General features: G+C 63.7%; 25 protein-coding genes. 14 read left to right on the top strand and 11 right to left on the bottom strand.

Going from position 1 to position 23,435, the window contains the following annotated elements:
- Positions 1 to 16: 16 nt before the first annotated feature.
- Complete coding sequence (gene betA, locus JCM7686_RS04250; RefSeq protein WP_020949626.1) at positions 17 to 1,669, top strand: choline dehydrogenase; 1,653 nt, start codon at positions 17 to 19, stop codon at positions 1,667 to 1,669.
- A gap of 1 nt (position 1,670) precedes the next feature.
- Here the strand turns inward: betA and JCM7686_RS04255 are convergent, their stop codons facing one another.
- Positions 1,671 to 2,192, bottom strand: coding sequence for a YceD family protein (locus JCM7686_RS04255; protein ID WP_020949627.1), 522 nt, complete (start codon positions 2,190 to 2,192; stop codon positions 1,671 to 1,673).
- A gap of 117 nt (positions 2,193 to 2,309) precedes the next feature.
- On the opposite strand from JCM7686_RS04255, the gene JCM7686_RS04260 reads away from it, so the two are divergent.
- Positions 2,310 to 2,768, top strand: a complete 459-nt coding sequence (locus JCM7686_RS04260) for an outer membrane protein assembly factor BamE (protein ID WP_020949628.1) — start codon at positions 2,310 to 2,312, stop codon at positions 2,766 to 2,768.
- Between the two features lie 110 nt (positions 2,769 to 2,878).
- On the opposite strand, the gene JCM7686_RS04265 is transcribed toward JCM7686_RS04260, so the two are convergent.
- The 3 genes from JCM7686_RS04265 to msrB form a co-directional block, all read right to left on the bottom strand.
- A complete protein-coding gene (locus tag JCM7686_RS04265; protein WP_020949629.1) occupies positions 2,879 to 3,091 on the bottom strand; it encodes a hypothetical protein in 213 nt (70 codons plus the stop codon).
- A 132-nt stretch (positions 3,092 to 3,223) separates the two neighbouring features.
- Positions 3,224 to 4,222 (bottom strand): DmpA family aminopeptidase, encoded by a 999-nt coding sequence (locus tag JCM7686_RS04270; protein WP_020949630.1) that lies wholly within the window; start codon positions 4,220 to 4,222, stop codon positions 3,224 to 3,226.
- A gap of 31 nt (positions 4,223 to 4,253) precedes the next feature.
- Positions 4,254 to 4,643: a peptide-methionine (R)-S-oxide reductase MsrB gene (gene msrB / locus JCM7686_RS04275; RefSeq protein WP_020949631.1), complete on the bottom strand. Its 390-nt coding sequence runs from the start codon at positions 4,641 to 4,643 to the stop codon at positions 4,254 to 4,256.
- Between the two features lie 112 nt (positions 4,644 to 4,755).
- Between msrB and JCM7686_RS04280 the strand changes: the two genes are divergently transcribed.
- The 4 genes from JCM7686_RS04280 to JCM7686_RS23315 all read left to right on the top strand — a co-directional run bounded on the left by JCM7686_RS04280 (position 4,756) and on the right by JCM7686_RS23315 (position 9,144).
- The gene (locus tag JCM7686_RS04280; RefSeq protein ID WP_020949632.1) at positions 4,756 to 5,532 is read left to right on the top strand and encodes a GNAT family N-acetyltransferase; all 777 of its coding nucleotides are present in this window, start codon (positions 4,756 to 4,758) and stop codon (positions 5,530 to 5,532) included.
- Positions 5,533 to 5,633: 101 nt separating this feature from the next.
- The gene (gene tgt / locus JCM7686_RS04285) at positions 5,634 to 6,779 is read left to right on the top strand and encodes a tRNA guanosine(34) transglycosylase Tgt (RefSeq protein WP_020949633.1); all 1,146 of its coding nucleotides are present in this window, start codon (positions 5,634 to 5,636) and stop codon (positions 6,777 to 6,779) included.
- A gap of 233 nt (positions 6,780 to 7,012) precedes the next feature.
- Positions 7,013 to 8,191, top strand: a complete 1,179-nt coding sequence (gene rnd / locus JCM7686_RS04290) for a ribonuclease D (RefSeq protein ID WP_041527583.1) — start codon at positions 7,013 to 7,015, stop codon at positions 8,189 to 8,191.
- Positions 8,191 to 9,144, top strand: coding sequence for a GNAT family N-acetyltransferase (locus tag JCM7686_RS23315; RefSeq protein ID WP_020949635.1), 954 nt, complete (start codon positions 8,191 to 8,193; stop codon positions 9,142 to 9,144). Before rnd ends, JCM7686_RS23315 begins: the two co-directional genes overlap by 1 nt.
- Positions 9,145 to 9,165: 21 nt before the next feature.
- Here JCM7686_RS23315 and JCM7686_RS04300 read toward each other — a convergent pair whose 3' ends face one another.
- The 4 genes from JCM7686_RS04300 to hisA are packed head-to-tail and all read right to left on the bottom strand — an operon-like array spanning position 9,166 to position 11,384.
- Positions 9,166 to 9,483, bottom strand: coding sequence for a phosphoribosyl-ATP diphosphatase (locus tag JCM7686_RS04300; protein ID WP_020949636.1), 318 nt, complete (start codon positions 9,481 to 9,483; stop codon positions 9,166 to 9,168).
- Positions 9,480 to 10,241 (bottom strand): imidazole glycerol phosphate synthase subunit HisF, encoded by a 762-nt coding sequence (hisF, locus tag JCM7686_RS04305; RefSeq protein WP_020949637.1) that lies wholly within the window; start codon positions 10,239 to 10,241, stop codon positions 9,480 to 9,482. The genes JCM7686_RS04300 and hisF overlap by 4 nt, the downstream gene beginning before the upstream one ends.
- A 23-nt stretch (positions 10,242 to 10,264) precedes the next feature.
- Positions 10,265 to 10,642, bottom strand: a complete 378-nt coding sequence (locus JCM7686_RS04310; RefSeq protein ID WP_020949638.1) for a hypothetical protein — start codon at positions 10,640 to 10,642, stop codon at positions 10,265 to 10,267.
- Positions 10,643 to 10,664: 22 nt separating this feature from the next.
- Positions 10,665 to 11,384, bottom strand: coding sequence for a 1-(5-phosphoribosyl)-5-[(5-phosphoribosylamino)methylideneamino]imidazole-4-carboxamide isomerase (gene hisA, locus JCM7686_RS04315; protein WP_020949639.1), 720 nt, complete (start codon positions 11,382 to 11,384; stop codon positions 10,665 to 10,667).
- A 184-nt stretch (positions 11,385 to 11,568) separates the two neighbouring features.
- Here hisA and JCM7686_RS04320 point away from each other — a divergent pair, with 184 nt between their 5' ends.
- The gene (locus tag JCM7686_RS04320) at positions 11,569 to 11,964 is read left to right on the top strand and encodes a DUF2147 domain-containing protein (protein ID WP_020949640.1); all 396 of its coding nucleotides are present in this window, start codon (positions 11,569 to 11,571) and stop codon (positions 11,962 to 11,964) included.
- Between the two features lie 87 nt (positions 11,965 to 12,051).
- On the opposite strand, the gene hisH is transcribed toward JCM7686_RS04320, so the two are convergent.
- The gene (gene hisH / locus JCM7686_RS04325) at positions 12,052 to 12,681 is read right to left on the bottom strand and encodes an imidazole glycerol phosphate synthase subunit HisH (RefSeq protein ID WP_020949641.1); all 630 of its coding nucleotides are present in this window, start codon (positions 12,679 to 12,681) and stop codon (positions 12,052 to 12,054) included.
- Positions 12,681 to 13,268, bottom strand: coding sequence for an imidazoleglycerol-phosphate dehydratase HisB (hisB, locus tag JCM7686_RS04330; RefSeq protein WP_020949642.1), 588 nt, complete (start codon positions 13,266 to 13,268; stop codon positions 12,681 to 12,683). Before hisB ends, hisH begins: the two co-directional genes overlap by 1 nt.
- A gap of 182 nt (positions 13,269 to 13,450) precedes the next feature.
- Here hisB and JCM7686_RS04335 point away from each other — a divergent pair, with 182 nt between their 5' ends.
- From JCM7686_RS04335 to carB, 7 genes are all read left to right on the top strand, one after another.
- A complete protein-coding gene (locus JCM7686_RS04335) occupies positions 13,451 to 14,008 on the top strand; it encodes a hypothetical protein (protein ID WP_020949643.1) in 558 nt (185 codons plus the stop codon).
- 2 nt (positions 14,009 to 14,010) lie between these two features.
- Positions 14,011 to 14,376, top strand: a complete 366-nt coding sequence (locus JCM7686_RS04340; protein ID WP_020949644.1) for a cell division protein ZapA — start codon at positions 14,011 to 14,013, stop codon at positions 14,374 to 14,376.
- 445 nt (positions 14,377 to 14,821) lie between these two features.
- Positions 14,822 to 15,808 (top strand): sulfate ABC transporter substrate-binding protein, encoded by a 987-nt coding sequence (locus JCM7686_RS04345; RefSeq protein WP_041527586.1) that lies wholly within the window; start codon positions 14,822 to 14,824, stop codon positions 15,806 to 15,808.
- A 12-nt stretch (positions 15,809 to 15,820) separates the two neighbouring features.
- Positions 15,821 to 16,702, top strand: coding sequence for a sulfate ABC transporter permease subunit CysT (cysT, locus tag JCM7686_RS04350; RefSeq protein ID WP_020949646.1), 882 nt, complete (start codon positions 15,821 to 15,823; stop codon positions 16,700 to 16,702).
- A complete protein-coding gene (gene cysW / locus JCM7686_RS04355; protein WP_020949647.1) occupies positions 16,695 to 17,582 on the top strand; it encodes a sulfate ABC transporter permease subunit CysW in 888 nt (295 codons plus the stop codon). The genes cysT and cysW overlap by 8 nt, the downstream gene beginning before the upstream one ends.
- Before the next feature lie 21 nt (positions 17,583 to 17,603).
- Positions 17,604 to 18,323: a sulfate/molybdate ABC transporter ATP-binding protein gene (locus JCM7686_RS04360; RefSeq protein WP_020949648.1), complete on the top strand. Its 720-nt coding sequence runs from the start codon at positions 17,604 to 17,606 to the stop codon at positions 18,321 to 18,323.
- A 319-nt stretch (positions 18,324 to 18,642) separates the two neighbouring features.
- Positions 18,643 to 21,975, top strand: coding sequence for a carbamoyl-phosphate synthase large subunit (gene carB / locus JCM7686_RS04365; protein ID WP_020949649.1), 3,333 nt, complete (start codon positions 18,643 to 18,645; stop codon positions 21,973 to 21,975).
- 82 nt (positions 21,976 to 22,057) lie between these two features.
- Here the strand turns inward: carB and JCM7686_RS04370 are convergent, their stop codons facing one another.
- Positions 22,058 to 23,260, bottom strand: a complete 1,203-nt coding sequence (locus tag JCM7686_RS04370; RefSeq protein ID WP_020949650.1) for an MFS transporter — start codon at positions 23,258 to 23,260, stop codon at positions 22,058 to 22,060.
- Positions 23,261 to 23,435 lie beyond the last annotated feature (175 nt).

A 23,435-nucleotide genomic window follows, 5' to 3' on the forward strand; every position in this document is an offset into this window, starting at 1 on the left:
TATTGAGGAGCCCAGAATGAAGGCTGATTACGTCATCATCGGTGCCGGTTCTGCTGGTTGCGCTTTGGCCTATCGTCTGGTCAAGGCAGGCAAACGCGTCGATCTCATCGAATTCGGCGGCTCGGATATCGGGCCGTTCATCCAGATGCCCGCGGCTCTGTCCTATCCGATGAATATGTCGCGCTATGATTGGGGCTTTTCCTCCGAGCCCGAGCCGCATCTGGGCAATCGCCGTCTGGTGACGCCGCGCGGCAAGGTGATCGGGGGGTCCTCTTCGATCAACGGCATGGTCTTTGTGCGCGGCCATGCCCGCGACTTCGACTTCTGGGCCGAATCGGGGGCGCATGGCTGGTCCTATGCCGATGTGCTGCCCTATTTCATCCGCATGGAGACCTCGCATGGCGCGGTCAGCGATTATCGCGGCACCGAGGGCCCGCTGCATGTGACACGCGGCCAGCGCAAGAACCCGCTCTTCAACGCCTTCATCCGGGCGGGGCGCGAGGCGGGCTATCCGGTGACGGATGATTACAACGGCTCGCAGCAGGAAGGTTTCGGCGCGATGGAGGCGACGATCTGGGAAGGTCGCCGCTGGTCCGCCGCCAATGCCTATCTGCGGCCTGCGCTGAAAACCGGGCTGCTGCGCCTGCGTCGCGGTCTGGCCAGCCGAATCGTCTTTGACGGCAAGCGCGCGGTCGGGGTCGAGATCAAGAATGCCCGCGGGCTCGAGGTGATAGCCGCCGCTCAGGAGGTCATCGTCTCGGCAAGCTCGATCAATACGCCGAAACTGCTGATGCTGTCGGGGATTGGCCCGGCAGAGCATCTGCAGGCCCATGGCATCACGCCGCTGGCGGATCGTCCGGGCGTTGGCTCGAACCTGCAAGATCACCTTGAAATCTATATGCAATATACCGCGACCCAGCCGGTGACGCTCTACAAGCACTGGAACCTGTGGGGCAAAGGCTCGATCGGGGCGCAGTGGATGGCGACCGGGCAGGGGCTTGGCGCCTCGAACCAGTTCGAAAGCTGCGGCTTCATCCGCTCGGCGCCGGGGGTGGAATATCCCGATATTCAATATCACTTCATCCCGCTGGCGGTGCGCTATGACGGCAAGGCCGCAGCCGAGGGCCATGGCTTCCAGGCCCATGTCGGGCCGATGCGCTCAAAATCGCGCGGCACGGTGCGGCTGAAAAGCGCAGATGCTGCCGAATCGCCCGAGATTCGCTTCAACTACATGTCGCAAGAGAGCGACTGGGCCGAGTTCCGCGCCTGCGTGCGCCTGACCCGCGAGATCTTCGACCAATCCGCCTTTGCTGAATACAAGGGCCACGAGATCCAGCCGGGCCAGAATGTGACCTCGGATGCCGAGATCGACGCCTTCATCCGCGAACATGCCGAATCAGCCTTCCATCCCTGCGGCACGGCGCGGATGGGCGCGGCCTCGGATCCGATGGCAGTGGTTGATCCAGAGCTGCGGGTGATCGGGGTCGAGGGGCTGCGCGTCGCGGATAGCTCGATTTTCCCGCGCATCACCAATGGCAACCTCAACGCGCCTTCGATCATGACCGGCGAAAAAGCCGCCGATCATATTCTGGGCCAAGGGATGCTCGCGCCGAAGAACCTCGGGCCGCATCTCGTCGCGGATTGGGACAAGATGCAGCGTTCGAGCTGAGTTACTGCTTTTGCTTCAGCAAATCGGCGAGGCCAGCGAAGGGACGGCGGATCTCGGCATCCGCATCTTCGGCCTCGTCGGCGGGAAGTTCAGCCCCTGCGGCGCGCGGATAAAGCGGCAGCGCGAGCTCGAGCGCCTCGATCATCACCGCGCGCAGGTCGATGAACTGGCCAAGCAGATCGACCTCTTCGTCAGGCATTTCAACCTCTTCGCCCTCGGGCGTCGCGGCATGGGGCGAATAGATGCGATGGACCGGCTCGCTGAGATCGGTCTTGACCGGAGCCAGCGTCACCACGCAGGGCTGGACGACACGGGCGGTCAGCTGACCGGTCAGCTCCCAGGCATCGGTGCCCTTGGCGCGGATCGCGCCCGCGAAGTCGAGTTTGGGCAGATCGAGCAGATCGAGCTCGGCGGCCAGCGCCTTGCGCGCTTCGGCATCCGGGGTAATTCGGAACTCCGTCGGCTGGCGGGGATTGAGATGGGCCACGCGAAGGCGCGTGTTGTTGTCGTTTTGACGGGTCATGGGTCGGTCTTTCGCTGACAAGCCCGATTGGCTTAGGGATATTCTTGAGCGCGGGGGCTGAGTTTGCTAAGTCGGGCACACCGCGTCAACAGGCGGATAAGGGGGCAGACGATCAATATGACCAGTTTCCGGCGGCATCTCTATGCGCTTGCCCTTGTTCTGCCACTCGCCGTGGCCGGATGCACCCATGTTTATCGCAATCATGGCTATGTCCCACCCGAGGTGGATCTGCAACAGGTGCAGATCGGCAAGACCACGCAGGGCGAACTTGATTCGCTGATTGGTCGCCCCAGTGCGCAGGGCGTGCTCACCGGCTCGACCTGGTATTACGTCGGCTCGCGCTGGGATTATTACGGCTACCGCGAACCGCGCGAGATCGAACGCCGAGTCGTCGCGATCAGCTTCACCCCGCAGGGCGTCGTCAGCAATGTCGCGACCTATGGGCTCGATCATGGCCGCGTCGTCGAACTGTCGCGCCGCGTGACTGATTCGGGCATCGAGAATGTCAGCATCGTCCGCCAGCTCATGGGCAGCCTCGGCCGGGTCTCGGCAGGGCAGTTGCTCGATCAGCAGTAAGCTGCGACCAAGCGCGACGCAGAACAGGCACAGAGAAGGGCCCGGGGAGAACCCGGGCCTTTGTCATGTGGCGCGCGGCCCAAGTCGCGGATGCATGAGCGGCAGAGGCGTCAGCGCGGCGGTTTGCTCTTGAGGACCGCATCGGCCTTGGCATCGACCTTGCGCGCCTCTTCGGGGGAAAGATGGCCGGATTTCAGCTCTTGCGCAGCGCGGGCCTTGGCATTGCGGGCATGGGCCGCGTCTTCGACCGGATAGCGCCGCCCAGGCAAAGCAAAATCGCTGTCGGGCAAAGCATCGCGGGATGTCGTGGTCAGTTTGCTCATCGAAGACTTCCTTGCTGTTCCACTTTGTGAAACGCCTAGGTCAACGCAGGGGCATTCGCCGCAGTTCCGGGAAATGGGTCCGGAAGAGTGCAGCAAGGGGCGTCCGCCCCGAAGAGCAGGACGCTAAGGGCTTCAGCCTTTGAGGATCTCGCGCAGGCTCGCGCCGGGCTTGCCGTCGCGCCCGGGCAGGGGCGTCGCGTGCCACATCGCATTCAGCACCGCCTCTTCGACGGTCTCGACTGCCGCGAGAAAGAACGGGTCAAGCGCGTCGTCATCCAGCAGCGCCGTCGTCAAAAGCCCGTCCTCGCCCTTGACCGGGCGCTTCGTGGTGAAGGCGAGCGCAATATCGCCCGAGCCGTGGCCAAGGTGGCTGCCCAGCCGTCCAAGCCCCGCCGCCGCCCGGCGCGAGATTCGGGTGAGCTGGCGCGAATCAAGCGGTGCATCGGTGGCATAGGTGATGATGATCGAGCCCTTGTCGCGGGTCTCTTCGCCCGAGAGCGGCACGCGCTGGCCAAGGACGCGCAGTTCCGACCGCTGGCCGAAGTTCGACAGGACCAGCGCCGCAAGTGTGTAGTCGCCGACCCGGCGCGAGGCCGAGCCGATGCCGCCATTCAGCCCGAAGGTCTTCATGCCCCGCCCTGCGCCAACGGTGCCTTGCTCGGGCGGGTTCGGGCTTGCCGCGTCAATCGCCGCCTGCGCATCTGAGGGCCGCAGGGCCAAAGCTTGAATGTCGTTCACCCGGCCATCGTTGCATTCCAAGACAAGGGCGTTGACCGTCGAGGTCGAACGTCCGATCGCCGGATTTTCGGCAATGGCGCGGCGGATCAAAGCCTCGGTCCCGGCGGCGATCGCAAAGGTGTTGGTCAGAAGAATCGGGGTCTCGATCTCGCCAAGCTCGATGAGCTGGATCAGCCCCGCGCTTTTGCCAAAGCCGTTCAGCACCACCGCGCCGGCAGGCACCGGATCGGCGAAGAGGTTGCCCTGATGGGGAAGGATCGCGGTAAAGCCGGTCTGAACCGACCCTTCGTCGCGGGTGAAATGGCCAAGGGTGACGCCGGCGACGTCACAGATCGAATTTTGCGGCCCGGCGGGCAGGGCCCACCAGTCGCCGGGATCGAGGTCATGTCTCATTTTGCTTCCGGTCTTGGGGTGCGGCCGGAGATCAGCTCTCCGGCACGAAGGTCAGGGCAAGGCCGTTGATGCAGTAACGCAAGCCGGTCGGCGGCGGTCCATCGGGAAAGACATGGCCGAGATGGGCGTCACAGCGATGACAACGCACCTCTGTCCGGATCATGCCATGACTGCTATCGCGCAGCTCGTCAATCTTGCCGCCCGCCTGCGAGAAGCTGGGCCAGCCGCAATGACTTTCGAATTTCGTATCGCCGTCAAACAGGCGCGCCCCGCAGCAGACACAATCGTAATGGCCCGGCCCTTTGGGAAAGCCCGGATGGGAAAAAGGCCGCTCGGTCCCTGCCTCTCGCGTGATCCGGTAGGTCTCGGGATCAAGCGCGGCGCGCCATTCGGCATCCGTCTTGGTGATCTTCTCGGACATGTTGCCCCTGTTATCCTGTTGCGGTCCTGTTACAACATAGGATTAGGGACGTAGGGAACAAGACGGATGCCCCTTCCGTGAAATGGGCGTCAGGAGCAAGGATCGGTCCGCCATGAAGCCGATGAGCAAAGGCCGCTATATCCTTCGCGTCGCAGAAACCGCCGCAGATCTCTCTGCCGCGCAGCGCCTGCGCTGGCTGTGCTTTTTGTCGCAATCCGGCGCCGCGGCTGGTGGCGCTTCCGGTGCGGGCGAGGAGGCGGGGCTAGATGCCGACGACCATGACGCGCGCTGCACCCATATTCTGATCGAAGAGCAGGCGAGCGGGGTTCTCGTGGCCTGTTTCCGGATGCTGACCCTGACCGGCGGCGCCGATATCGGCCAAAGCTATTCGGCGCGCTATTACAACCTTGCCGGTTTGCGCGGTTATGATGGGCGCATGGCCGAGATCGGGCGCTTCTGCCTCCATCCCGAATGGCACGATCCCGATATCCTGCGCCTCGCCTGGGGCGGGCTTGCGCGGCATGTCGATGATGCCGGTGTCGGGATGCTCTTTGGCTGTTCGAGCTTTCATGGCACGGCGATCGAGGGCTATGAAGACGCTTTCGCCATGCTGCGCGAGCGCCATCTTGCGCCCAAGCGCTGGCTGCCGCGCGTGAAGGCGCCGCAGGTCTTCCGCTTTGCCCGCGCTTTGCGTGCCCGCAAACCTGATCCGAAACGCGCCATGGCCGCGATGCCGCCCTTGCTGCGCAGCTATCTGCTGATGGGGGGCTGGGTCTCGGATCATGCGGTCGTCGATCCCGAGATGAACACGCTCCATGTCTTCACCGGGCTAGAGATCGCCGCGATCCCGCCGGTGCGGGCCCATTTGCTGCGCGCGGTCGCGAGCTGAGCCGTCTTTGCCGCTTGCGCGGTCCTTTGGGTATTTGGGTGATGAAGAAGCGCGGTCTTCGGCTTTGATTTCGCCGGGCGGCTGCGTTATCAGGCGCCATCATGAGCACAAAATTCTCTTTCTCGGTCTCGGCAGTTGACGGGCAGGCGCGCACCGGCGTGATCTCGACCCCGCGTGGCGAGATCCGCACCCCTGCCTTCATGCCGGTCGGCACTGCCGCCACGGTCAAGGCGATGATGCCCGAATCGGTGCGCGCGACTGGCGCGGATATCTTGCTGGGCAATACCTATCATCTGATGCTGCGCCCCGGCGCGGACCGGATCGAGCGTCTGGGGGGCCTGCATAAATTCATGAACTGGCCGCGCCCGATCCTGACCGATTCCGGCGGCTTTCAGGTCATGTCACTGTCGGGCTTGCGCAAGCTGACCGAAGAGGGCGTGACTTTCTCGAGCCATGTTGACGGCTCGAAGCATTTTCTCTCGCCCGAGACCAGCATGGAGATCCAGCGCAAGCTTGGCTCTGATATCGTGATGTGTTTCGACGAATGCCCGGCGCTGCCTGCGACCGAGGCTGAGGTCGCGACCTCGATGCGGATGTCGATGCGCTGGGCGCAGCGGTCTCGCGATGCTTTCGGGGATCGTCCGGGCCATGCTTTGTTCGGGATCCAGCAGGGCGGCGTCACCCGCGAGCTGCGCGAGGAATCGGCTGAGGCTTTGCGGGCGATCGGTTTTGACGGCTATGCCATTGGCGGCCTTGCGGTCGGCGAGGGGCAGGAGGCGATGTTCGGCGTGCTGGATTATGCGCCGGGCTTTCTGCCCGAGGACAAGCCGCGCTATCTCATGGGCGTCGGCAAGCCCGATGATATCGTTGGCGCGGTCGTGCGCGGCGTCGATATGATGGATTGCGTGCTGCCCTCCCGCTCAGGCCGGACCGGGCAGGCTTGGACGCGGCGCGGTCAGGTCAATATCAAGAACGCCCGCCATGCCGACGACCCGCGTCCGCTGGACGAGCACTGCAGCTGCCCGGCCTGCAGCCAATATTCGCGCGCCTATCTGCATCATGTCTTCCGCTCGGGAGAGATGATTTCGGGTATGCTGCTGACCTGGCACAATCTGCACTACTTCCAGGAGCTGATGGCCGGGCTGCGCGGTGCCATTGCTGCGGGGCGACTCGGGGCCTTTGTCGCCGAATTTGAGTCGCAGCGGGCCGAAGGGGATATCGAGCCGCTGACGGTCGAGCGCGGCTGATCACCTGCAAAAGAGCGTGGCAAATTGAATGAATTTGCCACTTTTGCATTTGTGCAACACTCCTGTTGCGATAAATCATCACCTTTCTGCATCCGAGAGTTGCGGGGAACCGAAGAGCGCCAACAAACTTGATGTTTGTTGGCCAAATCTGTTTCTGCACTGTCATATTCCAGAGAAGAATTGGCGGACGACCCGCCCATATCGAAAGGCTCAGGCGGATGTCCGCACCAGCGATTGAAACGATCACCACCACCGAAGCCCTTGCCGCATTCTGCGCCGAGGCGAAGACGATGCCCTATGTCACGCTCGACACCGAGTTCCTGCGTGAGCGCACCTATTACTCGAAGCTTTGTCTGATTCAGGCCGCGCTTCCGCCGGCGGGGATCGGCAAGGGCGGCAGCGGCGGTGGTCGCGCGGTGCTGATCGACCCGATCGTCGGGAATATGTCGCTTGAGCCGCTTTATGACCTCTTCCGCCATCAGGCGACGGTCAAGGTCTTCCATGCCGCGCGTCAGGATCTTGAGATCTTTTACCACGATGCCGGTGTGCTGCCCGACCCGCTGTTTGACACCCAGATCGCGGCCATGGTCTGCGGTTTCGGCGAACAGGCGGGTTATGAGACGCTGGTCAAGAAGATCGCCCGCCAGCCGCTCGACAAATCGAGCCGGTTCACCGATTGGTCGCGCCGCCCGCTGACCGAGGATCAGGCCGCTTATGCCATCGCCGATGTCATCCATCTGCGCGCGATCTACGAATATCTCTCGGCGCAGCTGCAAAAGACCGGACGTGGCCCCTGGGTCGAAGAAGAGGTCGGCGTCCTCTTGGACCCCGAGACCTATATCACCCGCCCCGACGAGGCTTGGGAGCGGGTGCGCACGCGCTCGGGCTCGCCGCGGTTTTTGGCGGTGGTGCGCGAGCTCGCGCGGTTTCGCGAGATCTATGCCCAGAAGAACGACGTGCCGCGCTCGCGCGTTTACAAGGATGATGCGCTGATCGAGTTGGCCTCGACGCGGCCGCTCAATGAAAACGATCTCGGCAAGTCGCGGCTGTTGCTGCGTGAGGCGCGCAAGGGCGAGATTGCCACGGGCATTCTGGCTGCCGTGAAGGCCGGGACCGAGGCCAAGGAGCTGCCCAAAGCCACGCTGGAAGAGCCGGGCCGTCCTGGCAATGCCGCTTTGGCCGATCTCTTGCGCGTGCTCCTCAAGGCGAAATCGGATGCGGCGGATGTCGCGCCGAAGCTGATCGCCTCTTCGGCCGATCTTGACGCCATCGCCTCGGGCGCGCGCGATCTGCCCGCCCTCAGCGGCTGGCGGGCTGAGGTTTTCGGCAAGGATGCGCTGCGGCTGGCGGCGGGCGAGATTGCGCTTTCGGCGGAAGGGGGCGCGGTGCGGATCGTGCCGGTCACAGGCTGATGCGGATTACTCTGGGACGGGCGCGGGCGGCAGATACACCGGCGATTTCGGTGGCTCTGATGGACCCGGCCGTCTCGTCCTGGCTCAAGACCTTTCCGTTTCCCTATGATCGCGACGCGGTTCTGGCCGAAGAGGTCGAGACCGGGCTGGCCGGGGATTTCGCGATCCTTGTCAACGGCGGCTTTGCCGGGCTGGTGCTGGCACGGCCAGAACTGGGCTGCTGGGTCGATCCGAAGTTTCAGGGCCGTGGCGTCGGGACGCGGGCCTCGATGCTGGCGCTGTCGCGCCATTTCGCCACCGGCGCCGAGACCGCCCATGCACGTTGCCGTGCCGACAATCTGGCGATGCGCCCGGTGCTGGCGCGGCTGGGTTTCGTGCCGGACGAGGCGGCGCGCTCGATCCCAGGCGAGCTGGAGCTGCACCGTCTGAGCCGCAAAGATTTCGCCACGGCGCAACCGTTCCGCCTGCGCACCGCGCGCTGTCGGGTCGAGGGCGCGCGCCCCGAGGATGCCGAGGATCTATACGATCTGGCGTCGCGGCGCGCGGTCCTGTGTATGCAGGGGCCGCTTCATGCCGGGCTTGGCTTTGAAAGCTTTGCCCGGATGATCCATCCCTTTGCTGGGGGCTTGCCGTTTTCGGCCCGGATCATGGTCGAGGATCGCGCGATCGGCATGATCGGCATCGGCCCGGGCCCCGAGGCGCTTTTGTATTTCTGCCTCGCGCCTGAAGTCACCGGGCTGGGCTTTGCCTCCGAGGTCGTTCCGGCCTTTTGCGCCGAGATCTTCGACCGCTACGGGGTTCAGGCGATTCTGGGCGATGTGGTTCCGGGCAATGCCGCCTCGGTCCGCCTGCTCGAACGCGCAGGCTTTGCCTTCGAGGGGCCCGCGATGATCCATAGCGCGGGACGGACCCCGGAAATGGGGATGCGTTACCGCCTGAAAAACCCGGAGTGACCCGCTGGCCGCGCTGCGCCTTTAGCGGCGCCCGGCCTTTTCGTCGATGCCCGAGCGGCCTTCACGCCGTTCGAGCTCGGCCAGAACTTCCTCAAGCGAGACATCGCGCGCCGTCAGCATGACGATGAGGTGATAAAGCACATCCGCCGCCTCCGAGGTCAGCCGGGCGCGGTCGCCCTTCACCGCCTCGATGATCGCCTCGACGGCCTCTTCGCCGAATTTCTCGGCGCATTTCTCGGGACCCTTGGCGAGAAGCTGGGCGGTCCAGCTTTCCGAAGGATCGGCCCCGCGCCGGGCGGCAACGGTCTCGGCCAAACGGGTCAGCGCAGTCTCGGTCATGCAAGCCTCATCGGAATGCCGGCGGCGGCCATATGGGCCTTGGCCTCGGCGACGGTATAGGTGCCGAAATGGAAGATCGAGGCGGCGAGAACGGCGCTCGCATGGCCCTCGGTCACGCCCTCGACAAGATGGTCGAGCGTGCCGACCCCACCCGAGGCGATGACCGGAATCGTCACCGCATCGGCAATCGCGCGGGTCAGCGGGATATTGAACCCCGCCCGGGTGCCGTCGCGGTCCATGCTGGTCAAAAGGATCTCGCCCGCGCCTTTGGACGCGACCAGACGCGCGAATTCGACGGCGTCAATGCCGGTCTCCTTGCGCCCGCCATGGGTGAAGATCTCCCATTTGCCGGGCGCGACGGTCTTGGCGTCGATGGCGCAGACGATGCATTGGCTGCCAAAGCGGTCGGCGGCTTCCGCGATGACATCGGGATTGGCGACAGCGGCCGAATTGAAGCTGACCTTGTCGGCCCCGGCAAGCAGCAGATCGCGGACATCGTGATGGCTGCGCACGCCGCCGCCCACGGTCAGCGGGATGAAACATTGCTCGGCGGTGCGGGTGACCAGATCGAACATCGTGCCGCGGTTCTCATGGGTCGCGTGGATGTCGAGAAAGCACAACTCGTCGGCGCCGGCGGCATCATAGGCGCGCGCGGCCTCGACCGGATCACCCGCATCGATCAGATCGACGAAATTGACGCCCTTGACCACGCGGCCATCGGCAACATCAAGGCAGGGAATGATGCGGGTCTTCAGCATGGAGCCTCCTGTCCGTCGCAGTCTCAGCCGCGATCTATCCCCTTGTTGCCGCCGGGGGAAGTGGGCGCGGCGCCGGGTGGGGCCTGTCGCCGGGCGCGGATCTCGATGACGGCGGCAACCGCCAGCGTCAGCAGCGTAATCAGCGGCAGCATTCCGGTGCCGAGCAAAAGCAGGATGACGACCGTGGCGACCCCGCCGCCGGTCGGATCTGTGCAGTTCAGCGTGAAGGCATCAACCAGCGGCCCGCAATAGCCGATCAGCCCAAAGCCGATGGCGAGGACCAAAAGCATCAGCCCCACCATCAGCAGAGCCATGACCATGAGCAGCCGTCGCACCAAAAGATCGCGGCAGAAAAACCGCGCGAGCAGCAAAAGCAGCGGAGAGATCACGATCATGGTCACGGCGTCTCTCCTTCTCCTGCGATCAAGCGGCCAAAGCCCTCAACGCAGCATGAAGATCAATCGCGCCGTCGTAAAGCGCGCGGCCCGAAATCGCCCCGGCAATCACCCCGGTCGCCTTCAGAGCCTCAAGATCGGCCATCGAGGAGACACCCCCCGAAGCGATCACCGGAATATTGACCGCCCGCGCCAAAGCCTCGGTCGCGGCGATATTCGGGCCCTGCATCGCGCCGTCGCGGTCGATGTCGGTGTAGATGATCGCAGCCACCCCGGCATCCTCGAAGCGCTTGGCCAGATCGGTGACCATGACATCGGTCTCCTCCGCCCAGCCGCGCGTCGCGACGCGGCCCTTGCGCGCATCGATGCCGACGGCGATCTTGCCCGGAAAGGCCATGGCAGCCTCGCGCACCAAAGCGGGCTCCTCGACGGCAACCGTGCCCAGAATGACCCGGCTCAACCCGCGCGCAATCCAGGCCTCGATCGTGGCCATGTCGCGAATGCCGCCGCCCAATTGCGCCGGAACCGAGATCGCCGCCAGAATCGCCTCGACGGCGGCGGCATTGACCGGATGCCCGGCGAAGGCCCCGTTCAGATCGACCAGATGGATCCACTCCGCGCCCGCATCCTCGAAAGCCTTGGCCTGAGCCGCCGGATCGGTCCCAAAGACCGTCGCCGCCTCCATCTCGCCGCGCAAAAGCCGCACGCAATTGCCGTCCTTGAGGTCGATCGCGGGGTAAAGGATCATCGCATCACTCCTGAATGCCCATCTCGGGGACCGCCGGCCCACCGTTGTCGTCCCTTTGCCATATCGCGCCCCGATCAGAAACCCCGCCTTTGACCCGAGACCACAGGCGCCGAACCTCACGTCACGCTTGATCGCAACCCCGGACCTGCCGATCCTCAAAGCGGAAGGGCCAGAGGAGGACCATATGAAGATCATCACCGCCGCCGCGCTTGTCGCCATATCGACGCTTGCCGTACAGGCACAACAGGCACAGGGCATCAGCGGCATCTTTCAGACGCAAGCCAATGACGAAGGCCATCTCGGCATGGTGGAGTTCTACGATTGCGGCGGCAAATACTGCGGCACACTGGTGCGCTCCTTCGACAAAAGCGGCAAGGAAATCAACTCGCCCAATACCGGAAAGAACATCGTCGCGAATATGACCGACAATGGCGACGGCAGCTTTTCGGGCGGGACGATCTGGGATCCGGGCTCGGGCAAGACCTATAAATCGAAAATGAGCCTCAGCGGCAAAACCCTGAATGTGTCGGGCTGCGTCGCGATTTTCTGCCGGACCCAGGTCTGGACCAAAGTGAAATAACAAACCCGCCCGAGCCGCTCCCGCCCCGTCTTTCATGCGGAAATATCCTGCGGGGGTCCGGGGGCGCAAAGCCCCCGGCTTCGACCATTAGGGCTTCCAGCGCAGGAAGTTCTCGATCAGTCGCAGCCCGACGGCTTGGGATTTTTCGGGGTGGAACTGCATGCCCAGAATATTGTCGCGCCCGACAATCGCCGTCACTGGTCCGCCGTAATCCACTGTCGCAATCAGATGCGCGGGGTCGGTGACGCGGAATTGCCAGCTATGGACGAAATAGGCGTGATCGCCGCCCGAGACGCCTTCCAGCACCGGATGCGGGCGGTGGATCTGAAGATCATTCCAGCCCATATGCGGCACCTTCAGACCCGGCGCTTCGATCGCCACGACCTCGCCGCCGATCCAGCCGAGACCCGGCGTCGGGCGATATTCTTGGCCGGTTTCCGCGAGCATCTGCATGCCCACGCAGATCCCCAGAAAGGGCACGGCGCGCGCGAGCACGGCATCTTCAAGCGCCTCGATCATCCCGGGCACCGCGGCCAAAGCGTCGCGGCAGGCCGGGAAGGCGCCGTCGCCGGGCAGGACGATCCGTTCGGCCCGGGCCACGACCTCGGGATCCGAGGTCAGATCGACCTCAACCCCGGCCGCCATGCCCGCAAGCTTCAGCGCCTTGGCCGCCGAATGGAGGTTGCCGCTTTCATAATCGACCAAAGCCACCCGCATCAGAGCGCGCCCTTGGTCGAGGGCAGCACGCCCGCCATGCGCGGATCGGGCTCGACTGCTTCACGCAGCGCGCGGGCCACCGATTTGAAGGTGGCCTCGGCGATATGGTGGCTGTTGAACCCGTGCAGCTTGTCGACATGCAGCGTGATCCCGCCATGGGTCGACAAAGCCTGAAAGAATTCGCGCACCAATTCGGTGTCGAAGGCGCCGATCTTCTGGGTCGGGAAATCGACATTCCAGATCAGGAAGGGCCGCGCCGACAGATCCAGCGCTGTGCGGATCTGGCTGTCGTCCATCGCCAGATGGAACGCGCCATAGCGGCGGATGCCGCGCTTGTCGCCAAGCGCCTTGACCAGCGCCTGCCCGATGGTGATGCCCACATCCTCGACGGTGTGGTGGTCGTCGATATGCAGATCGCCCTTGGCCGTGACCTTGAGGTCGATCAGCGAGTGCCGCGCGAGCTGGTCGAGCATGTGATCGAAGAAGCCGATGCCGGTCCGGTTCTCGTAAGCGCCGGAGCCATCGAGATTAAGCGAGACCTCGATTTCGGTTTCGGCCGTCTTGCGGGTGATCGTGACACTGCGCATCTTCTGTCCCTTTCCAGGCCCGACTTGGGTCAGGCCACCTTATAGGCTGCGAATTCGAGGCTGAAAAGCAGGCCGATCCGCGCCGATTTCATGGGAAATCCGGGGCTTCGGGTATCGCGTCCTTGTCACGGGGGATTTGGAATGCCAAAAAGTTGAGGACTATCTGAAAAGGATGCAGACCCATGATCGGCAACCTGACCGCCAGCGAGAAGCGTCTGATCGCGGCGCTCGACCGGATCGATTACACGATCGAACGTGCCGCCGCAGGGCGCGGCGCGCCTTCCGCCGCCAACGCAGCCTCTGGCGCAGCGCCAGAAACCCTGCGTGAAACCCCGGCTGATGAGGGCGCGGCGGCGCTTCAGGCCGAAAACCAGCGGCTCAGTGCCGAGATCAAAGAGGTCTATGCCAAGCATGACGCCATGCTGTTGCGTCTCGCCGACAGCCAGCAACGTCTGACCGAGGTCAGCGAGCAGGCAGCCGCATTGGCGGGCGCGAATGAGGCTTTGGCCGAGGCCAACCGCAGCTTGCTTGCCCGCTCGGACAGCGGCGGGGCAGGGCCGGATGAGGCGCGGGCGAGCCTTGAGGCCGAGATCCGCGCCTTGCGCGCGGCGCGCTCGGCCGAGATCGGCAAGGTCGCCGAAATCATCGATTCGCTTGACCGGATGCTCGGGACAACGCCCGCCAAAGAGCGCGGTGCCGCCCCCAGCCCCGCCGAAGCCGTGACCGAGAAGGAGGGCTGAGCATGGCCGAAGTCGATTTCACCATCGGGCACAAGCAATATACGCTCTCTTGCCAAGAGGGCGAAGAGCGGCTGCTCAAGCGCGCGGCCGGAATGCTTGATACCGAGGCGCAGCAGATTCTGTCTCAGGCCGGGCGGATGCCCGAGCCACGTCTTCTGCTTCTGGCCGGGCTGATGCTGGCCGACCGGACCTCGGCGCTTGAAGATCGCGCCAATGCCGCCGAGCGCGAGTTGGCCCGGCTCAAGTCGAACCCGCAGAAGGTCGAGGTTCCCGCCGTGCCGCAGGATCTGGCCGATGCCTTTGCCGAACTGGCGGCCCGGGCAGAAGCCCTCGCCCAAAAGGCTGAGGACAGCCTCATCTCTGAATAGCTTTGATCGGAACGCCGGGCGGACCGGGATTTGACCCAGCGGCAAGGCGAAACCGGAATTTTCCCTGACAGCGACTCGGAAGAGAAGATTTTTGCGCCGTCCCTTTGGGGCGGCGCGGTTGATTCGCATCGGAAGATCCGTCGTGAAAGCCGATGATTCGCAAGGCCTGCGGGAATTTCGTTGCGGTTCGATTGCTGGAGGCCGGGAAAATATCCCAGTCTGGACAGAAAAACGAAAACAGCGTAAACACGACAATCTTTAGCGTAATTTTTTTCTTGCGAAATGCGAGTAACTCAGTCGATATTTTTGCCGTAACGGGGAGCGCCGCAAAGGACAGGCCCCGATAACAGGAAGGAAGACCGACATGATCCGTTTTGCTCGCCTCTCTGGTACTGCCGTTCCGGCCGCGCGCGTTTGTGCGCCTCACGCCTCTTCGGCCCGCCCGATGCGTCGGATCGTCGCGGCGGTTGTGACCGCCATTTCGCTGGGTTTCGGCCCCCAGATCGCCAGCGCCGAATCGCTGCTCAATGTCAGCTATGACCCGACCCGCGAGCTTTACCGCGCGGTGAACGAAGCCTTTTCCGCGAAATGGGTTGCTGAGGGCCATGAGGCGCCGAAGCTTGAATCCTCGCATGGTGGCTCGGGCTCGCAGGCGCGTGCCGTCATCGACGGGCTCAAGGCGCAGGTGGTGACGCTCGCGCTGGGTGCCGATATCGACAAGATCGCCGAAAAGGGCCTTCTGGCCGAAGACTGGCAATCCCGTCTGCCGCATAACTCGTCGCCCTATACCTCGACGATCGTCTTCCTTGTCCGCGAGGGCAACCCGAAGGGGATCAAGGATTGGAGCGATCTGGTGCGCGATGATGTCGAAGTCATTACGCCGAACCCGAAAACCTCGGGTGGCGCGCGCTGGAACTATCTGGCCGCCTGGGCCTGGGCCGAAAAGAACGGCAAGGACCCCAAGGAATTCATGAAAGAGCTGTTCTCGCATGTGCCGGTGCTCGACAGCGGTGCGCGCGGCGCGACCACGACCTTCACCCAACGCGGGATGGGCGATGTGCTGCTCGCTTGGGAAAACGAGGCCTATCTGTCGCTGCAAGAGCTGGGCGATGATCAGTTCGATATCGTGACGCCCTCGCTTTCGATCCTGACCGAGCCCCCGGTCGCGGTCGTCGACAAGAACATCACCTCGGAAGGGCAGGGCGAGCTGGCCAAGGCCTATCTCGACTTCCTGTATTCGCCCGAGGGGCAGGCCATCATCTGGAAGAACTTCTACCGCGGTTGGGATACCTCTAAAGCCGATCCGGCTGATGTTGCCCGCTTCCCGAAACTCGATCTCGTGACCATCGCCGATTTCGGCGGCTGGAAGAAAGCGCAGGCCGAGCATTTCGCCGACGGTGGCACCTTCGACCAGATCTATACCGCGAAGTAAGAGGGAAGCCTGATGCGCGCGCTCGTCAACAAATCTCCCATGCCGGGCTTCGGGCTCGGCATGGGCATCACCCTGACAATGCTGTCTTTGGTGGTGCTCTTGCCGATCGCGGCGCTTCTCACTTACGGCTTCAGCTTCGGACCCGGCGAAGTCTGGCGGGTCGTCAACACCGAGCGGGTCTGGGCGGCGCTTTACCTGTCGTTCCGGATCTCGCTGTTCGCGGCGCTGTTCAATCTCGTCTTCGGGGTGGTGCTGGCCTGGGTGCTGGCGCGCTATGAGTTTCCGGGCCGCCGGGTGGTCGATGCCATCGTCGATCTGCCTTTCGCCTTGCCCACCGCCGTCGCCGGCATTGCGCTGACGACGCTTTACGCGCCGAAAGGGGTCTTCGGAGCCTTTTCGCGCGACTATCTGGCCCCGCTTGGCAATACGCTTCTGGGGCCCTTTGGGCTGCATTTTTCGGGCAAGATCGCCTATACGCAATGGGGCATCCTGATCGCGCTGATCTTCGTTGGCCTGCCCTTCGTCGTGCGCACCGTCCAGCCCGTCATTGCCGAGATCGAGCGCGAGGTCGAAGAGGCTTCGGCGACGCTTGGCGCGGGGCGCGCCTATACGATCCGCCGGGTCATCCTGCCGGCGCTGGCGCCTGCCGCGCTGACCGGCTTTGCGCTGTCGCTAGCGCGGGCGGTGGGCGAATATGGCTCGGTCATCTTTATCGCGGGCAATATTCCCATGAAGACCGAGATCGCGCCTTTGCTGATCGTGATCCGGCTTGAAGAATTCGATTATGCCGCCGCTTCGGCCATCGGCATCGCCATGCTGCTGATTTCCTTCTCGATGCTGCTGGTGATCAACCTTATCCAAATCTGGAGCCGCCGGAGGATTGGCCATGTCTGAGACTTCATTCCAATCCGGCACGAGTGCGCCCCCGCGCCGCTGGCGCCCCGTCACCAATGAGAGCCGTCCGGTGCGGATCACCCTGATCGTGGTCTCGCTGTTTCTGCTGGCGGTGCTGGTCGTCGCGCCGCTGCTGGTGGTCTTTGCCGAGGCTTTGGCCAAGGGCACCCAAGCCGCCATCGCCTCTTTGTCCCAGCCCGACGCCCGCTCGGCCGTGCGCCTGACGCTCTTGGTCGCGGCGATCACCGTGCCGCTGAATGCGGTTTTTGGCGTGGCTGCGGCCTGGACGATCACGAAATTCGACTTCAAGGGCAAAGCCTTCCTGATCACGCTGATCGACCTGCCGTTCTCGGTCTCGCCGGTGGTGGCGGGCCTGTCGCTGGTCTTGCTCTTCGGCGCCAACAGCCTGCTGGGCGGCTGGCTGGTCGCGCAGGGCTTTCCGATCATCTTCGCGCTGCCGGGCATCGTGCTGGCCTCGATGTTCGTGACCTTCCCCTTCGTCGCGCGCGAGCTCATCCCGGTCATGGTCGAGCAGGGCAAGACAGAGGAAGAGGCCGCGCTGACGCTTGGCGCGTCGGGCTGGCGCATCTTCCTGACGGTGACCTTGCCGAATATCAAATGGGCGCTGCTTTACGGCGTGCTTCTGAGCAATGCGCGCGCCATGGGCGAATTCGGCGCGGTCGCGGTCGTGTCGGGCAAGATCCGCGGCGTCACCGCGACCATGCCGATCGCGATCGAGATGGCCTATAACGAATTCCTTTCGGTTGCGGCCTTTTCCATGGCGGGCGTGCTTGCCGCGCTGGCTTTGGTGACGCTGATCCTCAAGACACTTCTGGAATGGCGCTATGCCGACCAGCTTGCCACCTCCCGCCGCCACTAAGGCCAGATGAAGGGTGTGAATATGCATATTGAAATCGACGAAATCGCAAAAGCCTTCGGCGCAACTTCGGCGCTTCATCCGGTCAGCCTGCAAATCCCCTCGGGCGCTTTGGTGGCGCTTCTGGGGCCCTCGGGCTCGGGCAAGACGACGCTCCTGCGCATTCTGGGCGGTCTGGAGTATCCGACCTCGGGGCGCGTGCTCTTTGACGGGCAGGATGCGACCGGGCTCACGGTGCAAGAGCGCCGCGCGGGCTTTGTCTTCCAGAGCTACGCGCTCTTTCGCCATATGACGGTCTTTGAAAATATCGCCTATGGGCTGCGCGCCCGCCCGCGCAAGACCCGTCCGACCAATGCCGAGATCGATCGGCGCGTGCGTCATCTGCTTGATCTCATTCAGCTGCCCGATATCGGCGCGCGCTATCCGAGCCAGCTTTCGGGCGGACAGCGGCAGCGCGTGGCTCTGGCCCGTGCGCTGGCGATCGAGCCGCGGATGCTGCTTCTCGACGAGCCTTTCGGCGCTTTGGATGCGCGCGTGCGCAAGGAGCTGCGTCAGGGCCTGCGCGAGATCCATGACACGACCGGGCTGACCTCGATCTTCGTGACCCATGATCAGGAAGAGGCGATGGAATTGGCCGATCTGGTTGTCGTCATGTCGATGGGCCGGATCGAGCAAATCGGCCGCCCGCAAGACATCCGCGCCCGGCCCGAGACCGATTTCGTGCGCGAATTCATCGAGGCCTGAGCCTGATTGCCCCGTCTTTTGGGTATTTGGGTGATGAAGAAAGCGTGATTGTCGCCCGCTTTGGGCGCTGATGCGGATATTCGGCGAGAAACGGGCTTGTCCTTCGGTCCGGTCCTTGACTAGATTGGCTGCTTCCGCGGCGGTCGGGGCATTGCTCTCTCTGCGCCGAATTGTTCCCTGACCTCACGGCTGACGCGAGGGGCAGTCTTTTCTGGCACGCCGATTTCGGGGGGAGCGCACGCTTCCACCCTTGCGCCGCAGCCTGTCATGGCTATAACCCCGGACGATTTATCTGCCGCACATCGCCCGAGGACTCAGCATGCCGAAAAGAACTGATATCAAATCCATCATGATCATCGGTGCGGGTCCCATCGTCATCGGGCAAGCCTGCGAATTCGATTACTCGGGCGCACAGGCCTGTAAAGCGCTGCGCGAAGAGGGTTACCGGGTCATTCTGGTGAACTCGAACCCGGCCACGATCATGACCGATCCCGAGATGGCCGATGCGACCTATATCGAGCCGATCACCCCGGAAATCGTCGAGAAAATCATCGCCAAAGAGCGTCCCGATGCGCTGTTGCCGACGATGGGCGGGCAGACCGCGCTGAATACCGCGCTGGCTTTGGCCGATATGGGCGTGTTGAACCGCTACGGCGTCGAGTTGATCGGGGCGCAGCGCGCGGCCATTGAAATGGCTGAAGACCGGAAATTGTTCCGCGAGGCGATGGACCGGATCGGGCTGGAAAACCCGCGTGCAACGATCATTTCGGCGCCGAAGCTTGCCAACGGGCGCTATGATATCGCGAGCGGCGTGGCTGAAGCGATGAAGGCCTTGGATGATATCGGCCTGCCCGCGATCATTCGCCCGGCCTTCACGCTTGGCGGCACCGGCGGCGGGGTTGCTTATAACCGCGATGATTACGAGGCGATCTGCCGCTCGGGGCTTGATGCCTCGCCGATGGCGCAGATTCTGGTCGATGAAAGCCTGCTCGGCTGGAAAGAGTTCGAGATGGAGGTCGTGCGGGATCGCAACGACAATGCCATCATCGTTTGCGCGATTGAAAACGTCGATCCGATGGGCGTCCATACCGGCGATTCGATCACGGTTGCGCCCGCTTTGACGCTGACGGACCGCGAATATCAGGCGATGCGCAATGCTTCGATCGCGGTTCTGCGCGAGATCGGCGTCGAGACCGGCGGCTCGAACGTGCAATGGGCGGTGAACCCGAAGGACGGCCGCATGGTCGTGATCGAGATGAACCCGCGCGTCTCGCGCTCTTCGGCTTTGGCCTCGAAGGCCACCGGTTTCCCGATTGCCAAGATCGCAGCGAAACTGGCCGTCGGCTATACGCTCGACGAGCTCGACAATGATATCACCCGCGTAACGCCCGCGTCCTTCGAGCCCTCGATCGACTATGTCGTGACCAAGATCCCGCGTTTCGCCTTCGAGAAATTCCCGGGCTCGAAACCGGAACTCACCACCGCGATGAAATCGGTGGGCGAGGTCATGGCGATTGGCCGCAGCTTCCACGAATCGCTGCAAAAGGCGCTGACCTCTATGGAGAACGGGCTGACCGGCCTTGACGATATCGAGATCCCCGGCGCGCCCGAGAAATCGGCGATCATCAAGGCGCTGTCGCAGCAGACCCCGGATCGGCTGCGCGTCATTGCCCAAGCCATGCGCCACGGCCTGACCAATGACGAGATCCAACATGCCACGAGCTTCGATCCGTGGTTCCTCGCTCGACTGCGCGAAATCGTCGATGCCGAGGCCGAGGTCATTGCCAAGGGTCTGCCGGATGATCTGGACGGGCTGCGCCGCCTGAAGATGATGGGCTTCACCGATGCGCGTCTGGCCACCTTGGCCGGGAAATCCGAGGCGGCGGTTCGCAAGACGCGCCGCTCGCTCGAGCTGCATCCGGTCTTCAAGCGCATCGACACCTGTGCCGCCGAATTCGAGGCGCAGACGCCTTACATGTATTCGACCTATGAAGCCCCGGCGATGGGCGATGTCGAGAACGAGGCGCGGCCCTCGGATCGCAAGAAGGTCGTCATTCTCGGCGGCGGTCCGAACCGGATCGGGCAGGGGATCGAATTCGATTACTGCTGCTGCCACGCCTGCTTCTCGCTGTCGAAAGTTGGTTATGAGACGATCATGATCAACTGTAACCCCGAGACGGTTTCGACCGATTACGACACCTCGGACCGGCTGTATTTCGAACCGCTGACCTTCGAGCATGTCCTTGAAATCCTGCGCATCGAGCAGGAAAACGGCACGCTTCATGGCGTTATCGTCCAGTTCGGCGGCCAGACGCCGCTGAAGCTCGCGAATGCTTTGGAGGCCGAGGGCATTCCGATCCTTGGCACCACGCCCGACGCGATTGACCTCGCCGAGGACCGCGAGCGTTTCCAGAAGCTGCTCAATGATCTCGAGCTGAAGCAGCCGGTAAACGGGATTGCCCATTCCGACGCAGAGGCCATTGAAATCGCAGGTCGTGTCGGCTTCCCGCTGGTCATCCGCCCCTCCTATGTTCTGGGTGGTCGCGCGATGGAGATCGTGCGCGATATGGACCAGCTCCACCGCTATATCCGCGAGGCCGTGAAGGTGTCGGGGGATAGCCCGGTGCTGCTCGACAGCTATCTCTCGGGCGCGATCGAGGTTGATGTCGATGCGCTCTCGGATGGCAAGACCGTCCATGTCGCGGGCATTATGGAGCATATCGAGGAAGCGGGCGTCCATTCGGGCGACTCAGCCTGTTCGCTGCCGCCGCATACGCTGTCGCCCGCGATCATCGAGGAGCTGAAGCGTCAGACCGTTGAAATGGCCAAGGCGCTCAATGTCGTCGGCCTGATGAACGTGCAATTCGCGATCAAGGGCGAGACGATCTATGTCCTCGAAGTGAACCCGCGCGCCTCGCGCACCGTGCCGTTTGTGGCCAAGGCGACCGACAGCGCGATTGCCTCGATCGCGGCGCGTCTGATGGCGGGCGAGCCGATGTCGGCCTTCCCGGCGCGCGCACCCTATCCGGCAGGCGTGGGCCCGGATGATCCGCTGCCCTTCGCCGATCCGATGACCTTGGCCGATCCTAATACGCCTTGGTATTCGGTCAAGGAAGCGGTGCTGCCCTTCGCCCGCTTCCCCGGCGTCGATACGCTGCTTGGGCCGGAAATGCGCTCGACCGGCGAAGTCATGGGCTGGGACCGTACCTTTGCCCGCGCTTTCCTGAAGGCGCAGATGGGCGCAGGCGTCAACCTGCCGGACGAGGGCCGCGTCTTCATCTCGGTCAAGGATGCCGACAAGACCGCCGAGCTGGCCGAGGCCGCCCGCGATCTGACCGCGATGGGCTTCACGCTTGTCTCGACCAGCGGCACCGGCGCGTTCCTGAAAGCACAGGGCGTTGAAACCGAGCAGGTCAACAAGGTCTATGAGGGCCGCCCGAACATCGTCGATCGCCTGAAGAACGGCGATATCACGATGGTGCTGAACACGACCGAAGGCACGCAGGCGATTGCCGACAGCCGCGAGATCCGCGCCGTCGCGCTTTATGCCAAGATGCCCTATTTCACCACGGCTGCGGGCAGCATTGCCGCGGTCGCTGCGATCAAATCGCGCGGTGAGGGCGAAGTCGGCGTGCGTCCGCTGCAAGCCTGAGAGCTGTGAAATCGAGACGCTGTAAATCAGGACCCTGCCCAGATGGGCGGGGTCTTTTTCTTTCGGGATGTGGTGCGCGGATTTAGCCGCGCAGGGCTTGCCCGCCAGTCTCGGAGCGGGCGCCGAACCGGGCATAGCTGTCGCGACTAAAGCCGAGCGTGACCACGGCCATGACCACGACCCCCACCATCATCAGATACCAGGCCTGCGTGAGCGAGGCGAAATGGTCCTTGATCGCCCCGGCGACGAAGGGCAGGGCGCTGGCGAGAATATAGCCCCAGCCTTGCACGAATCCGGCGAGGTCTCCGGCGATCTCGGGGTTCGAGGCATGATCCATGGTCACGATCAGCCCGAGCGGGAAGACCGAGCCGATGCCGATGCCCAGAAGGATCATCGCGGGAATTGCCATGCTGACCGGAGCCCAGACCAGCAGGATCAGCCCCAGCATCAGCGCCGCCAGCACCGCAAACAGCGGCCCGCGCCGGTCGGGGAAGCGGTCGATGAAGGCGGCAATGGCAAGGCCCGCGAAGACCTCGGTGATCGTGAGGCCCGCAAGCATATAGCCGCTGGTTTCGCGCCCGAGGCCAAGGTCTTGATAATACGGCGGAAGCCAGGCCAGAACCAGCGTATAGGACCCAGTGCCAAGGCCGAAGAAGACGACAAGCTGCCACGCGCGCGGAAGGCGCGACAGCGCGAGGCGGGGGGCAGGCGCGCGGCCCGGATCTCGCGCAGGATCCGCCGGGGCAATCAGCCACCACACGATCAGACCGGCCAAGGCGGGCAGGGCCCAAAGCGCAAGCGAGGCCTGCCAGCCGATCAGCCGCGCCAGATCGGCCGAACTGGCCGCGCCAAGCGCCGAGCCGGTCATGATCCCGGTCGTGTAAAGCGCCATGACCGTGCCGGTCGCCATGCCGAAATGGCGCTTGATCAGCCCGGGCAGCAGCGCCTGCGTCAAGGCAATGCCAAGCCCGCCCAAAGCCGCGCTGAAGAGCATCCCAAAGGCCGAGTTGAAGGGCAGGCGCATCGCGCAGGCGATGGTCAGGCAGAGCGCGCCAAAGGCGATGCCGCGCTTTTCCCCGATCACCCGCCGCACCGTGCCGCCCGCCAGCGCGACAAGGCCCATGACCAGAATCGGCAGCGTCGTCAGCAGCCCGGCCTGCGCCGAGCTCAGCCCGGTCCGCAACTCGATCAGGTCGATCACCGGCCCAAGCACCGCCATGACCGGACGCAGCGAGAGCGACAAAAGCAGGATGGCGGCCAGCAGGGCGCGATGTTTGCGGATCATGGGGGACCTTTCCGGCCTTTGGCCTCAGCCCGGCGAGACTAGTCGCTTCGCGCCGGAAAGGCCCGTGCGATTTTGGGGTGGGTTTCCCAGAAAAGCTGAAACCAGTTGCAAGCTTTGCTTGAAAGCCGCCGCGCTCTTTTCCGGCAGGCGACCGCATGGCACAGAGGGGAAAGCG

This window comes from Paracoccus aminophilus JCM 7686 (genome assembly GCF_000444995.1).
In the GTDB taxonomy this organism is placed as follows: Bacteria; Pseudomonadota; Alphaproteobacteria; order Rhodobacterales; family Rhodobacteraceae; genus Paracoccus; species Paracoccus aminophilus.